Below are 15,310 nucleotides of genomic sequence, written 5' to 3' on the forward strand. Positions count from 1 at the left end.
TTGACGCCCCTGATTGTAATTTTTTCTTATGAACGTCTCTCCCTTCACTGAATTTAACACGAAAATTGTCATAACCAATTGATAAATAATAGAAGTCACTCCTTGGCACTAAACCTGCAATCACTAAACCTACAACCGAAGGAAAGACTGTGTGTGTTTTATCGACCAGTCACGTCATCCGTCGCGAAAAATTCGCATCAAGCAACAGAACACACGCGTGCTCAGCGCGCACGTGAATACCTGAATACACGGAGAAGGGGTCTGAGTATGACATTGGATACCAATCGAGTTAGAGAGCTACTGGTAAAAATGGCACATCACCAGCAACGGTGTGTGTCTCTTGTCCATGCATCATCCCATCGGATGTTGGCCAGATCAGCCCATCGATTTGTGAAGATAGAAAAAGTGATGATCAAAAAAATGGCGATGGTATTTCTCGATCAAGATGGGGAGCCACTTATCAAAGAGGCGGCCTGTAAGCAGAGATTGGCGAGTTTTGCGGACTATACAGAAATGCATGCCATGAATAAGCGGTTGTTGGATGAGGTAAAGTCACTCCTAAAAACCATTGATGACACTCATCTCACCGCATTGGTTTCCTACTGGTTAGCCGCGTTACAAGTCGAGAACGATGAACTGCAAAAGCACTTACCACAAGGGGAGTAATGCGACTTCCTTGTGGGTGAGGGCGTCGCGGTTCTTGGCAGGATGCGAAAAGAACACGTAGCCCGCGCCGTCGACATCAGATCGCACCTTAGCCGTTTACTCACCGTTAGCCGATTCTTAATGAGAAGTTATGCTTTTGCTTCAGGAACAAAGACGTTTAATGAACTCGGTTGCAGGGAAATAACCAGCTTCTTGTCAGAATAAAGCTCCCCATCAATGACGTATTCGATGTTTGTGTCCGAAGAAATCGTGACATGCTGAGCCGTCGTGTATTTAAAGCGTTTCGCCTTATCCTGCGCTCCGACACTGGTTAATGTTAAATCCGATAACGCGAAAAGGCGGCGACCTAAAGAGGTCGTGCCGTCTAGATAGGTGATGTGCAGTTTGCCATCATCAGGCTGCGGAGCTCCCCCACCTTGCGCCAAGACGGTGCTAAATGGTGCGGTATTGGCCACGACAAAGCTATGTACATCGAGCGTTTGCGCGTCATTGTGCTCATGTTCTAGCGACTGGTCATCCATTGACACCGTCAAGGTTTGCGTCTCTTCTGATACGACCGCGTTAAAGAAGCCGGTCAAATACGCCAATTGTCCTAAGGCATTCTTCTCTTCTCGCTGAGCATGCTCGATCATTTTCTGCTCAAGACCAATGCCCAGAACTAACAGGATAAGTTGATCATTGCATTTGGCGGTATCGATGCGCTGGCAGTGACCAGACAGCAAGACTTCACAGGCTCTTTCCACCGGCGACCATTTCGCGCCAATCCCATACAGCACATGGCACAAGGTATTGGCCGTTCCTAAAGGGACGATACCGAGTTGAATGTCGGTCTCAATCAATTGGCTGGCCACTTCCGTCACGGTGCCATCCCCACCGCTGACGATGATTTGCTTTGCGCCATGGTCTTTGGCTTGTTGTGTCAGTTGTTTGGCACTCAAATCTTCACGGGTTTGGTGGATGTTGAGAGGGTACATTTGCGTGAGCTTACGAATAAGGTGCTGTTCGTTTTCTGCCCATTTTCCCGCTCCGGCCACTGGATTGACGACCATCCACGTCGGTTGGCTGAGATCCAGAACGCCTTGTTCGCTGATCGCCTGTAAGGTTTTTAGCTGTGACTTGTTCAATCTTGCTGTACTGCGCACGTCATTGATTTTTTTCATGACAGCGTCAACCGTCAGTGACGGATCTTTACTGAGCAGATACGCAGCGACAACGAACACAGAACGTCCACGTCCCAGTGCGCAGTGTACAACCACGGAACGTGAGCATGAAATCTGCGTATCAATCCAGTTGATAGCATGGCGCAGTCGTTCTAGCGTTGGGGCTTTATGGTCTAATACCGGAATGGAAAGGTACTGAAAGTGTTTGTCTGTCATTGCACTTTCGAGACCGGCAAACTCTGCGGTTACATCGACAATGCAAGAGATGTCATTCGATTCAAGAAAGTCTAAGTCGCTTTGAAATAAGCGGCGGGACAGATACAGATTATCGCTGACTTGCTGAATCGGTGGGACTTTATCGTTTCTTCTTTCCCAAGCATTGTAGGCTTTGGCTCCTAATAAAAAGGGAATGAATGCCCAGCGTACCCACCAAGTAATTTTACCATCTTGACTTTTTCTAAAGATGGAGGGGATATCAAAAACGTAAGCGATGCTGACCAATAGTAGCGAAAAGGATACCCAAAAGAGCAGTAGGCTGATGATGACCTGAGGTGTGTAAATTGCGGCCAATAAACTGATTAGAGCACCAAGAACATAATATTTGATGATAAACATCTGCCTTCCTTGCCTTTAATGGGGACATTTTTGGTCGGGGGAAGCGCTACATGTTGCTCTACGAGATCCCCCTTCTATTGAAGAAACTTTCGTGCCGAATGGACACGAAAGCACTGCAAACTGTGATTAACTGGCATTGGTCATTTCTTCTACATAACCATCCGCGAGTGTGACTTTTTGATTGTCTGTCATCACTTTACCAGCAAGTTGGAAGAAATTCTGCTCTTCATCTTCAAGATGGTGTAAGACTTTGTGACGCAAGGTTTTCATCAGGCTCAACCAAGCGGGGGAGCTCATATCAGTTTCATCAAGTTGTGCCATGAGCTTATCGAATTCGTGGTGCTCTGCAATCCCGTGACGAGACAGTTCGATCGTCTTATCACTGTCGATGAGTGGCGCATAGAAAAAACGTTCTTCAGCCGCAGAATGTTGTTCAAGTTCATCTTTTAAGTTTTGGTAAAATTCTTTACGAGCAGGGGAGTCTCCCGACGTTTCCATCAGAGTATCGAGTAAAAGGCGCTGCTTTTCATGACTCTCTTTTAGTACATCAAATATGTTTTTCATTTTCGACTCCTTATTCCTCGTTCATCCGCAATCGAGCGTTGAGCGAGCGGTTTTATTCTGTGGTACATGATGGTGTGTGGTTTAAAGCCTATCGTCTGGGTGTTCTACATCAGCAGACAGCGAACCTCCCACCATCGGAGGTTCGCTAGCTTAAAGTGGGATTATGATTTTACTTTAAGCTCATCAACGACTTTCTTCACATCATCGGTGTTTTTAGCGATGGCAAGCGCGAGATCATGCTCTGCATCGGATTTCACGGTCCCTTTCAGAGTGACAGTGTTGTCGTTAGTGGTGACATCAATATCAGTACCACTGACATTGGTATCCATCAGTAAACGTGTTTTAACTATAGTCGTGATTTTTGAGTCAGTCAGGGAAGCCAGTGTTTTTGAATCTGTTTTCTGGTTGCCTTTTTTCACGATAGTCAGTTTGTTGTCCACTTTTTTCACACCATCCAATCCAGACACGAGTTCGCCTGCCAAGGATTTTTCAAGGTCACTATCAACGGAACCTGTCAGGGTAACAACTTGATGATCAACATCAGTGTTGATATCAAAAGAGTTAAGATTTTTATTGAGTAACAGTGTCGCTTCCGCTTTCCCATCTAGCCATGCATCCATGGATTTATTTTCCCATTTGTCATTAGCTAGGGCGGCGGTAGAAGAAGTCGCAAGAACTGACGCTAGTACAATTTTGGCTGCGATGTTTTTCATAATAACTCTCCTTTATTAGCGTTACATATATGAGAGCAAGTCACATGCCAACTTTTTAACTTATTGTTTTTATTATATTAAGTTGTTTTTCTTTCGTTGTGAGGGGAGTCAATCAAGCACAAGCATGAATTATTTACATAGGCGAAATGTAATTTTTAAGCAGTGATGGGGTCGTCGAGTCGTGCCATCACAAAGAGACGCGAACTAACTACGAGGATGCGTTGCGGGAGGCCTTGGCATCTGTCTCAAGACGAGGCTGCGATGAGAGGCGGGGAGAAAGAGGATTTATCTTCGTTATTATGGTGTGAACCGTTGCCGTTATGGTGACGATATTTAGTCTTGTATACATAAACTAATCCACGTACATTGTTTCTGTCATAGTCGAGAGGACATTTGTATGTCGTTGCCAACCCTGTTTTCACGAGTACAAGATCCATTACTCAAAGAGGCTATCACCTCCTGCCAAGCACTGAACAAATTTCGTCAGCATGATATCGCGATTGCCGATGATTGGGTCAGCCGTTTTCTGGAGATCAAGCCAGACGTGGCCATTGTTGAAGTGGATCATTTTACGGATGCAGATTACCAACGTCTGTCGGGGCTCGACGGTATTTACGATATGGACTGGGTGGTTATTAGCTCGGGTGTTCCAAATGAGCACTTGGATAAACTGGTGAACTTAGGGGCGATTTTCCACTACCGAAAGCCGGTTGATATCGCCATTTTTGTGGATACCCTAAGTGAAATTAGCCAGTATTATCAAAGCAAACACGCTCAAGGCCGTAAGGTGTTCAGCAGTGAACTGGATCAATTTGGTTTATTGGTGGGCTCTTCAGCGCCCATGCATCAGCTGTATCGTATGATTCGTCGAGTCGCCAGAATCGACGCGAATGTCCTCATTACTGGGGAAAGCGGTTCCGGCAAAGAGCTGGTGGCGCAGACCATTCATTTAGCCAGCGAACGTAAACAACAACCGTTTATTGCGATTAACTGTGGCGCTATCAGTCCAAACTTGGTGGACAGTGAATTGTTTGGTTATGAAAAAGGTGCCTTTACTGGGGCGAATAAAACCCATCAAGGCGTGTTTAAGCAGGCGGAAGGCGGCACATTATTTTTAGATGAAATCACGGAGATGCCCATTGAGCATCAAGTGAAATTGTTACGTGTACTGGAAACCGGTGAATATCGTCCTGTGGGCGGGCAAACCGTTCATATGGCTGATGTGCGTATTGTCGCTGCGACGAACCGAGATCCGAAAGTCGCGATTGAAGAACAGTTTCTACGAGAAGATCTCTTTTTTCGGTTATCACATTTTCCGTTAGCGATTCCTCCGTTGCGAGAACGAGGAGAGGATATTGTTGGGTTGGCGAAACACTTTATTTCTCACCGTAATGCCAATGAAGACAAAACCAAGACCATTCTTGATTCAGCGCTGCAAAAAATCGCATTACACGATTGGCCGGGTAATGTGCGAGAGCTCAAACACAGTATTGAGCGTGCATTTATTATAGCTGATGATGTTATCCGAGATGAGCACTTGATATTCGATACGCCGCCACTAGAAACCGGCACCAGTATCGAAGATTTGGTTCCTGCTGGCGTTTCTCTAGAAGATTTAGAAAAGGCCGCGATCTTCAATACACTGGAAGAGAATGCAGGCAATAAAACGGAGTCCGCTCAGGAACTCGGGATCAGCGTGAAAACCCTGTATAACAAACTCGAAAAATACCAAGAGAAATAACGCCCATAAAAAAAGAGCACTGACTCTGATGCAGTGCTCTTTTCCTTACTAACTCATCGCTTATCGCATCGTCACAAACTCTTCAGAGCCTGTTGGGTGGATAGCCACGACCGCATCAAAATCGGCTTTGGTTGCGCCCATCTTCATGGCGACAGCAAAACCTTGGATCATTTCATCCACAGTAAAGCCAATACCATGGAGACCCACGACTTTCTCATCGTCGCCAGCACAAACCAGCTTCATACGACAAGGCTGACGATGTTGCGTGACAGCGGTGTACATAGCGGTAAAGCTTGAGGTGTACACTTTGACATTCGCTTCGCCATACTCGGCGATGGCTTCTGGCTCGGTAAGACCAATCGTGCCAATCGGTGGGTGGCTAAAGACCACTGTTGGGACTAAGTTGTAGTCCAGTTTCGCGTCAGTTTGACCATTGAAGAGGCGCTCAGAAAGCAAACGACCCGATTTCACGGCGATAGGCGTGAGCTCAATGCCCCCTTCTATGATGTCACCGACACAGTAGATGCCTTTTACTGAAGTATTTTGGTAAGCATCCACCTTGATGAAGCCCTGTTTATTGGTCGCAACGCCCGTTGCCGATAGATTAATGGCGTCTGTCGCAGGGTGACGGCCGATTGCCCAGATTAACGTGTCTACATTGTGTGATTGACCGTTTTCTAGGTGCAGCGTCACGCTGCCGTCTTGCTCTTTTACCACTTCTTTAGGAACACTGTGCGTATGGAGTGTTGGACCTTCCGCTTCCATGACTTCCACTAATGTTTCCACCACCATCGGATCAAACGAACGCAATGGCGACTCTTTGCGGCAGAAGAGGTGCGTTTCTGTCCCTAGCGCATTGAGAACGCCAGCGATTTCTACAGCAATATAACCGGCACCGACAACGGCAACGCGCTTAGGTTGAGCGTCGAGTTCGAAGAAGCCGTTTGAATCAATGCCATGCTCAGCGCCAGGGATGTTAGGAATGCTTGGGCGGCCCCCAACAGCAATCAGAATATGGTCAGCGGTGTAATGTTCACCGTTGACTTCAACCGTTTTCTCATCGACAAACTTAGCAAAGCCACGAATCACGCTGACGTCATTATTGCCGAGGACACGATCATAAGATTGGTGGATACGGCCAATGTAGGCCTGACGATTCTCAACCAGTTTGGCCCAGTTGAAATTATTCACATTGACGTCGAACCCATAGTCCGCCGCATAGAGATTCAGTGCTTCAGCGACTTGAGCACCATGCCACATAACTTTTTTGGGTACACAACCGACGTTCACGCAGGTGCCGCCTAAATCTTGGGCTTCAATCAGCGCGACTTTGGCGCCATGCATGGCCGCACGGTTTGCAGAGGCAATCCCACCGCTGCCGCCGCCAATACAGATATAATCAAAATGTGTTGCCATTACTTTCTCCATTTGTTTCGGTCAATCTCAGCCTGTCAGTCACGAGACTTTTCGCAAGATCGTTATGGTTATCATTAATTATGAGATTGGGATAGATCCCATGAACTCAAGTCTCGAGCTAATTACTTTTCTTTACTCTACTACTCAGGAACAATCCATTCCACCTTATGATGCCCTGTGGCTGGCGCAATTTTTTCTTTTAGAATCGGTAAAATGGTTTCCATCTGGCTGGCCAGCTTCCATGGTGGATTAATGACTATCATGCCAGAGGCGGTCATGCCTCGTTCCGAGGTGTCTGGTGAGACACCCAATTCAATTTGTAGAATCTTGCGAATGCCAAGTGCTTCCAGACCTTCGATCATATCTTCAATATCACAGCGATTGACCACAGGATACCAAATGGCATAGATGCCGGTTGCCCAACGCTTATAGCTTTGCGCAATCGCTTTGACGACATCACGATATTCTTTGGCGAGCTCATAAGGCGGGTCAATCAACACCAATCCGCGTCGCTCTTTGGGCGGTAAACTGGCTTTTAAGCGGGCAAACCCATCTTCTTTAAAAATACTGACTTGGCGATCGCGCTGGAACTCTTGTTCTAACAAGGGATGATCGCTCGGGTGCAGCTCTGTCAGGACCATGCGATCTTGCGGGCGCAATAGGGCGCGTGCAACGCGTGGCGAACCTGGGTAGTAACGCAGTTCATCGCTGTCGTTGATTGCTGCGACGGTCGCTAGGTAGTCGTTAACCTCGGCCGGTAAATCTTGTTGCCATAAACGAGCAATCCCTTGTTTGTATTCCCCGGTTTTTTCTGACCACTCATGGGTTAAATCGTAGCGACCGACGCCAGAATGTGTGTCGTGATAGACAAACGGTTTGTCTTTATTCTTAAGGGACGAAATGATCAGACTTTCTACGATATGTTTCACTACGTCTGCATGATTTCCTGCATGAAAACTGTGTCGATAACTTAACAAAATACACTCTCGAAACCGCGACCTACGGTTATTGATGGTTAGCCTGATTCGATTATATACTGAAAAACCGTGATGAGTCACAACGGTAAGCAGAATAGAAATTTGTCCTTGTTCCTGTCTTGCATGTTGAAAAAGAGACGGGTCACCTACATTTAAGGACTAACAACGGTTGCTCATTGCACCTCGTTTTCATAAAAAGGAATATCAGATGTCAAATCCACTTCTTACTTTTACGGACCTCCCTCCGTTTTCTGACATACGACCTGAGCATGTCAAGCCGGCTATCGAGCACTGCATCAGCGAATGTCGTCAAACGATAGACCAGGTTTTAGCCGATAACCCAACCCCAACATGGGACAGCGTAATTGTCCCTATCGAAGAAGTGGATGATCGTTTGAGCCAAGTGTGGTCTCCGGTCAGTCATATGAATTCTGTCGTCAATAATGAAGCGATGCGTGAAGCGTACGAAAGCTGCTTACCATTATTGTCAGAGTTTGGTACTTGGGTGGGGCAGCATAAAGGTCTGTTTCAAGCGTATCAAACCATTAAAGCCAGTGAGGAGTTTGCGACCTTAACCACGGCCCAGAAAAAAACCATTACCGATGCGTTACGCAGTTTTGAGCTATCGGGCATTGGCTTACCGGCTGCTGAGCAAAAGCGTTACGGTGAGATCAGTAAGCGCCTTTCTGAGCTGAGTTCGACATTCTCAAATAATGTCTTAGATGCCACCATGGGGTGGAGCAAGCAGATCACCGATGACGCAGAGTTGGCTGGTATGCCTGAATCCGCGCTCGCCTCCGCCAAGGCCGCCGCCGAAGCAAAAGGATTGGACGGGTATTTATTGACCTTGGATATTCCCTCTTACCTGCCAGTGTTGACGTATTGTGATAACCAAGCCTTGCGCCAAGAAATGTACGAAGCGTATGTGACGCGTGCGTCCGATCGTGGCCCGCATGCGGGTCAGTGGGATAACACGGAGATCATGGCTGAAGAATTAAAACTGCGTCATGAAATCGCGCGTTTGCTGGGCTTTAACTCCTACAGCGAAAAATCGCTAGCGACGAAAATGGCGAAAACCCCCGACCAAGTCATGACATTCCTCAATGAGATGGCGGACAAAGTGAAGCCTCAAGGGGAGCGTGAAGTCGAAGAATTGCGTCAGTTTGCTGAGCAAGAGTATGGTGTGAAAGAGCTGCAACTGTGGGATGTGGGCTATTACAGTGAAAAACTCAAGCAGAAGCAATTTGAAATCTCTGATGAGCAACTGCGTCCTTACTTCCCAGAGCACAAAGTGGTAAATGGGTTATTTACTGTGTTGCAACGCGTCTTCAACATGAAGGTCGTGGAACAGCAAGGCATCGATACTTGGCATGAATCCGTGCGCTTCTTTAATATCTTTGATAGCAAAGAACAATTACGAGGTAGCTTCTATCTCGACTTGTACGCACGCGAGCACAAGCGTGGTGGTGCTTGGATGGATGAATGTCGTGTACGCCGAGTGAAAACCAACGGTGAATTGCAAACGCCAGTGGCGTATTTAACCTGTAACTTTAATCGTCCGGTCGGTGATAAACCGGCGCTGTTTACTCACGATGAAGTCGTGACACTGTTCCATGAAACCGGACACGGCATCCATCACATGCTCACGCAAGTGGATGAAGGGGCCGTCTCTGGAATCAATGGGGTTGCGTGGGATGCCGTTGAGCTTCCAAGCCAGTTTTTAGAAAACTGGTGTTGGGAAGAAGAAGCGCTGGCGTTCATTTCTGGTCACTATGAAACGGGCGAACCTCTGCCGAAAGCGATGTTAGATAAAATGCTCGCAGCGAAAAACTACCATTCAGCGATGGGTATTTTGCGTCAGTTGGAGTTCGCTTTGTTTGATTTTACTCTGCATACACAATACGACCCAGAAGCGGGACCCCGCGTATTAGAAACCCTCGCAGAGGTGAAAAAACGCGTCGCCGTATTGCCAAGTGTGGAATGGAATCGCTTCCCACACGGGTTCGGTCATATCTTTGCTGGTGGTTACAGTGCGGGTTACTACAGCTACCTATGGGCCGAAGTGCTGTCTTCCGATGCGTTTTCTCGCTTTGAAGAAGAGGGCATCTTTAACCAAGAGACTGGACAAAGCTTCCTTGAAAACATTCTCGAGCGCGGCGGCAGTGAAGAGCCAATGGAACTATTCAAACGCTTCCGTGGCCGTGAGCCAGAAATTGATGCATTGTTGCGTCATGCTGGGATTGCCGCTTAAGAGTGTGATGCTACGCCGTGAGTGAATAAAAAGCCCCGCTATTACAGCGGGGCTTTTAGTTGCGGCTTTTAGTTGCGGTTGGTGTCGTGTGTTATTAAGCGTTAGGCTGCACTGTCACCGTTACCGTATTGTCTGAATAATTCAGCGAGGCCTCATAGCGATTGCCCGAGGCATCTTGCGCGACCACTTGACGAAATTGTCCTTCAATATAGTCTGCATTGAGCACTTTATAACGAGTGGTTGTCGTGATGCTTGGCACCGTTAACTCTAACGTACCGCCTTGAATAAAGATGCTATTTTGCGCAGAAAGACGTGCGTTATGCGTTAAATCTAACGCTAAGCTGCCGTCTTTTATCACGTAATCTGACACATTGAGTGTGCCTTTGCTCGTCTCTTGGTCGCCACCACGAATAGACACTTGCACCGTACCGTCATTTTGATACAGCGTGTTGCTACCAAAGGCTGAGCTTGATACCGCCACTAACGTACCGCCATCAAGTAATGTGCCACCTTGATAGGTATTCTCGCCTTCTAAGCTAAGCTTGCCTGTTCCTGATTTATGTAGCATACCTTGGCCTGAAATATTATTGCGCCAGCGGTCTGCAGCATAAAAACCGCCTTTACTAGCATCCATGTAGACATCAACATCACCGTTAAACGCGCCGTAACCATCGGCGGCATCGACTAAGTTAATGCGTCCCCAACCACGGGATTGATCGATAACCGGGTAGTTAGAACCGATCTCGGTGGAGGCTAATACTGCACGGCGTTGCGGAGCAGTGAGATAAGGCAGACGAGTTTCTAACAAGACTTCCGCACCTTTAGGCACTTCAGGCGCTTTGCTCGCTTTATCAAGCGGACTGAATCCATAGGTCATATAAGCACGATATTTCTCTTTCATGGCTTGATGATCGGCGTAAGCATCTTGTGCGTCACACGGTTGCTCTTCATCCGTGGTGCAGTGGGCAAACGCGTTGACAGAGTCGTAATCACTCGGCATGTTTTGCTCAAAATACTGTTCCGCCTGAGCGACGGCGGCAGCTTTGGCCGTTTGGTTTCCAGAATCGTATAAGGTCGCGGCGGTCACGGCCAGCCCCATAATACGCCCACCGATCACATCAAGAGGTGAGTGCATGGAGGCAACAATGCGGTTTTCGCCTAAGTCACCGGCTCGGGCAACCATTTCTTGGAAACGTTGTGGAATGGCATACGCCAACCCCAGACCGCGGTCATAAGCCTCTGTGGTATGTCCACTCGGGAAAGCGCCATCTTTGGCGCGGCCAGAAATCCACGGGTCACCATTGCTAAGCGCATCCTGCGTCGCAAAGCTCTGATCTTTGTAGTGGCCGGGGTTATTGGCGGGATCATCTTCGGTATAAATTGTACGAGCCGCGCAAAGCAGGCCTTTCATTGGCGTCGTCAGCGGCTGATTGGGTTTGTCATAGTATTTGTAGCCATTGACGCTGCCATCAGCATTTAAGCAAGCATATTGCGTCAAATCGCTGACCTTATCGTAGCTGGCTACTGAGTAATCTTGATTGAGTCGCCATGGGCGAGGAGAGGCAAAGTGATATTTGGGCGCTTCGGTGGATGCGCCGTAGGCACTGATGTCATTGAGCAATAACACCACGTTGTTTAACGGCGTGGTTTGGCCATCTTTTTCTGTTGTTCCGTAATTGGTACCGTTGGCTAGCCCTTTTTGATAGGTGTTCTTTACAATATCCATGGTGTGATTATTGAGAGAGACCGTGCCGTTAGCATCGACAGAAAAGGGCGAAGTGGAATTCGCGCCATCACGGTAGAGTTTGGCGAGCGGACCTAATCCCGATGTAATGCTGAACCCTTTTTCACGTTGATCATCGAGATACGCCAATGCCATGGCGGACTTATTATTGCGATCCACATCAGGTTGGCTTTGACCTTGACGCGTGAGCGTACGAACATAATCAAAGTTTTCATGCCACACTTTTTGATTACGAACTTGGGTGTGATTAAAGAGACGTTTGAGGACATGCTGAGTGCTCTTTGAGGCGCCACCTTGTGCTGTTGGGGCACCTTGTGTATTTGAGGGACTATTAAACACATCGGCGTCGGCAAAGTTCGCCCAAGTATTGTCACCTTGGTACCAAATCTCATCAAAGCCGCGCAAAATTTGCAGAATCGGACTGTAAGTTTCTACGTAGGCGCGTGCGACGCGGTTATCGTTATTGATTGGCAGTTGGCCATCCACCACCGCGACGTCTTCGCCGGATAAGGTCGGTATAGGAATGATGTGTGTGCCTATCGTCGCTTGAGGCGCGTCGGGGATTGAGTGAGTCGCCTCATCGTGACAAGCGGTAATGACACAAGCCAGCGCGGTGATCGTCACATAGCGAGCGGAAAAATTTAATAGCATGAGCGTGCGTTCCTTGCAAAAATAATAGGATGTTGGGGACACTTATGGGGTCTGATTGTTCAGACGCTCAGACGGTAGCAAGGTTTTATGACGTCAGCGTGACGATGACATAAAATACAGCACAAGTTTTATTTTTAACTCTCTGTTTAATAATATAATTTTTTAGAAACCCTAGTGTCATACGGCTTTGTTATAGAGCCGGGTGTTGGGCGTGATTGCGAGTTGTGGTTGGTTAAAAAGTGCGCATCCTGTAAAGAAATTGGTCACTAGGGAAGCATCTTGATGAGGTTTAGGGTTATAATCTTCTCTCTATGTATAAATAACCAGTAGCTTAGCCATGATTGATCCCTCTCTTTTACTCGACGGTTTAAACGATAAACAACGTGAAGCGGTTGCGGCACCGTTGGAAAATCTGCTCGTATTGGCGGGGGCCGGCAGTGGCAAAACCCGAGTGCTAGTGCATCGTATTGCGTGGTTAATGTCAGTGGAGCAAGCGTCTCCGTTTTCGATTATGTCCGTCACCTTTACTAACAAGGCGGCGCGAGAAATGCGCGGGCGGATTGACGAATTGATGATGGGCAGTTCATCCGGCATGTGGAATGGCACGTTCCATGGGATTTGTCACCGAATTCTGCGTGCTCACTACCTGGATGCTAAGTTACCGGAAGATTTTCAAATTATTGATTCTGATGATCAGCAGCGCCTACTGCGCCGCATCATCAAAGCGCAAAATCTTGATGAAAAGCAGTGGCAGCCGAAACAAGTCTCATGGTGGATTAACGGCAAAAAAGATGAGGGGCTTCGTCCTTCGCACATTGATGCTTACCATGATCCCGTGACACAAACCTACCTTAAATTGTATTCCACATATCAAGATGCGTGTGACCGCGCCGGCTTGGTCGATTTTGCGGAGATTTTGCTGCGCAGCTTAGAGTTATTGCGAGACAACAAATATATCCGTGAACACTACCAAGCGCGTTTTAAACACATTTTGGTGGATGAGTTCCAAGATACCAACAACATTCAGTATGCTTGGCTGCGCATTATGGCTGGGCCTGATGCCCATGTGATGATTGTCGGTGATGATGACCAATCTATTTATGGGTGGCGTGGCGCTAAAGTGGAAAATATAGAGAAATTCACTCTGGAATTTCCTAGCGTGAAAACCATTCGTTTGGAACAAAACTATCGCTCGACAGGCACGATTCTGGAAGCATCCAACTCGTTGATTTCTAATAATACCGAGCGAATGGGCAAAAAGCTGTGGACCGATGGCCAAGCGGGAGAGCTCATTTCGGTGTATTCGGCGTTCAACGAGATTGATGAATCTCGGTTTGTGGTCAATAAAATCAAAGAATGGCACGAACAAGGTGGCTCGCTCTCTGACACGGCGATTTTATATCGTAACAATGCGCAATCTCGTGTGCTGGAAGAATCTCTGCTGCAAGCCAGTTTACCGTATCGTATCTATGGGGGCATGCGCTTCTTCGATCGGTTAGAAGTGAAAGATGTCCTGAGTTATTTGCGTTTGATGTCTAATCGGAATGATGATGCGGCGTTTGAACGTGTGGTGAACACGCCAACGCGAGGCTTAGGTGACAAAACACTCGAAACCATTCGTTTTGCCGCTCGCGATCGTGGCTGTACGATGTGGGATGCCAGCATGGCGTTACTGAATGAGAAAGTGCTGACCGGGCGAGCGTCATCAGCGTTAAGCCGTTTTGTTGAGCTGATCAACGCGCTGGAAGATGATACGCACGAGTTACCCCTGCATGAGCAAACCAATCACGTTATTCACACCTCTGGGTTATACACCATGTATGAGCAAGAGAAGGGGGAAAAGTCGAAAGCGCGCATTGAGAACTTGGAAGAATTGGTCACGGCGACACGGCAATTTGTGATGCCAGAAGAGGCAGAAGACATGTCATTGCTGACCGCCTTTCTCACGCATGCCGCGCTAGAAGCCGGTGAAGGTCAGGCTGATGAGTTTGATGATGCCGTGCAGCTTATGACGTTGCACAGTGCGAAAGGCTTAGAGTTCCCGCTAGTCTTTATGGTTGGCGTTGAAGAAGGCATGTTCCCAAGTCAAATGTCGGCAGAAGAAGCGGGGCGTTTGGAAGAAGAGCGCCGTTTGTGCTACGTCGGCATGACCCGTGCGATGCAGAAGCTGTATATCACTTATGCGGAGATGCGGCGTTTATATGGGCAAGATAAATATCATAAACAGTCGCGATTCATTCGTGAGCTGCCTGAGGCGTGCTTAGATGAAGTGCGGATGAAGGCACAAGTCACGCGCCCCACCAATACTGGACGCTTTAGCCAAACCGCGGTGAAAGAAAACTTTAATGAAACGGGCTTTACCTTGGGAGCGCGCGTTTCTCATCCTAAGTTTGGTGAAGGCACCATCATCAACTTTGAAGGCAGCGGTCCGCAAAGCCGAGTACAAGTCGCCTTTAATGGTGAAGGGATTAAGTGGTTAGTGACTGCTTACGCCAAATTAGAAAAAATGTAAGAGCATTATTGCTGGCATCGCTGCGCTGACTTTGGCGGCGTTGCCGCTGCCCCTTCTCATCGAGCCAGAAGAGAAGACTCAAGTGCTTGTCGGAATCACTAATGGTGAGATGAGAAAAAAGAAAAACCCCGAGGGCAAAAGCCCATCGGGGTTATAGTCTTACTTGCAGCAATCCAGCTACTAAGAATGCTCCCTGCATCAATTCCTTGATAAGTGCGCTGCATCCGTCAGCGTAATCCTTTCATCGCCATCCTAGCGGTGTCCTTGACCTGTCCTGGTCCACTAACTATCCGAGTTAGC

General features: G+C 47.7%; 10 protein-coding genes. 4 read left to right on the forward strand and 6 right to left on the reverse strand.

The annotated features are described in order from the left end of the window. Positions 1-267: 267 nt before the first annotated feature. Complete coding sequence (locus EAE30_RS05480) at positions 268-666, forward strand: hypothetical protein (protein ID WP_123015081.1); 399 nt, start codon at positions 268-270, stop codon at positions 664-666. 128 nt (positions 667-794) lie between these two features. Here EAE30_RS05480 and EAE30_RS05485 read toward each other — a convergent pair whose 3' ends face one another. The 3 genes from EAE30_RS05485 to EAE30_RS05495 all read right to left on the reverse strand — a co-directional run bounded on the left by EAE30_RS05485 (position 795) and on the right by EAE30_RS05495 (position 3,718). Then, the gene (locus tag EAE30_RS05485; RefSeq protein WP_123015082.1) at positions 795-2,441 is read right to left on the reverse strand and encodes a diacylglycerol kinase family protein; all 1,647 of its coding nucleotides are present in this window, start codon (positions 2,439-2,441) and stop codon (positions 795-797) included. Between the two features lie 126 nt (positions 2,442-2,567). Further along, a complete protein-coding gene (locus EAE30_RS05490) occupies positions 2,568-3,005 on the reverse strand; it encodes a hemerythrin domain-containing protein (protein ID WP_123015083.1) in 438 nt (145 codons plus the stop codon). Between the two features lie 161 nt (positions 3,006-3,166). Further along, positions 3,167-3,718 (reverse strand): BON domain-containing protein, encoded by a 552-nt coding sequence (locus EAE30_RS05495; RefSeq protein ID WP_123015084.1) that lies wholly within the window; start codon positions 3,716-3,718, stop codon positions 3,167-3,169. A 397-nt stretch (positions 3,719-4,115) separates the two neighbouring features. On the opposite strand from EAE30_RS05495, the gene EAE30_RS05500 reads away from it, so the two are divergent. Beyond that, positions 4,116-5,459 (forward strand): sigma-54 interaction domain-containing protein, encoded by a 1,344-nt coding sequence (locus tag EAE30_RS05500; RefSeq protein WP_123015085.1) that lies wholly within the window; start codon positions 4,116-4,118, stop codon positions 5,457-5,459. A gap of 60 nt (positions 5,460-5,519) precedes the next feature. Here EAE30_RS05500 and gorA read toward each other — a convergent pair whose 3' ends face one another. After that, positions 5,520-6,875, reverse strand: a complete 1,356-nt coding sequence (gorA, locus tag EAE30_RS05505) for a glutathione-disulfide reductase (RefSeq protein WP_123015086.1) — start codon at positions 6,873-6,875, stop codon at positions 5,520-5,522. A 140-nt stretch (positions 6,876-7,015) separates the two neighbouring features. Further along, positions 7,016-7,852, reverse strand: coding sequence for a 23S rRNA (adenine(2030)-N(6))-methyltransferase RlmJ (locus tag EAE30_RS05510; protein ID WP_123015087.1), 837 nt, complete (start codon positions 7,850-7,852; stop codon positions 7,016-7,018). Between the two features lie 208 nt (positions 7,853-8,060). Between EAE30_RS05510 and prlC the strand changes: the two genes are divergently transcribed. Continuing rightward, entirely contained in the window at positions 8,061-10,103 is a 2,043-nt protein-coding gene (gene prlC, locus EAE30_RS05515; RefSeq protein WP_123015088.1) for an oligopeptidase A, read from the forward strand. Between the two features lie 94 nt (positions 10,104-10,197). Here prlC and EAE30_RS19135 read toward each other — a convergent pair whose 3' ends face one another. After that, entirely contained in the window at positions 10,198-12,498 is a 2,301-nt protein-coding gene (locus EAE30_RS19135) for a phosphatase PAP2 family protein (RefSeq protein WP_123015089.1), read from the reverse strand. Positions 12,499-12,835: 337 nt separating this feature from the next. On the opposite strand from EAE30_RS19135, the gene uvrD reads away from it, so the two are divergent. After that, positions 12,836-15,010, forward strand: a complete 2,175-nt coding sequence (gene uvrD / locus EAE30_RS05525) for a DNA helicase II (RefSeq protein WP_123015090.1) — start codon at positions 12,836-12,838, stop codon at positions 15,008-15,010. Positions 15,011-15,310: the final 300 nt, after the last annotated feature.

It is taken from the genome of Vibrio zhugei, assembly GCF_003716875.1.
GTDB lineage: Bacteria > Pseudomonadota > Gammaproteobacteria > Enterobacterales > Vibrionaceae > Vibrio > Vibrio zhugei.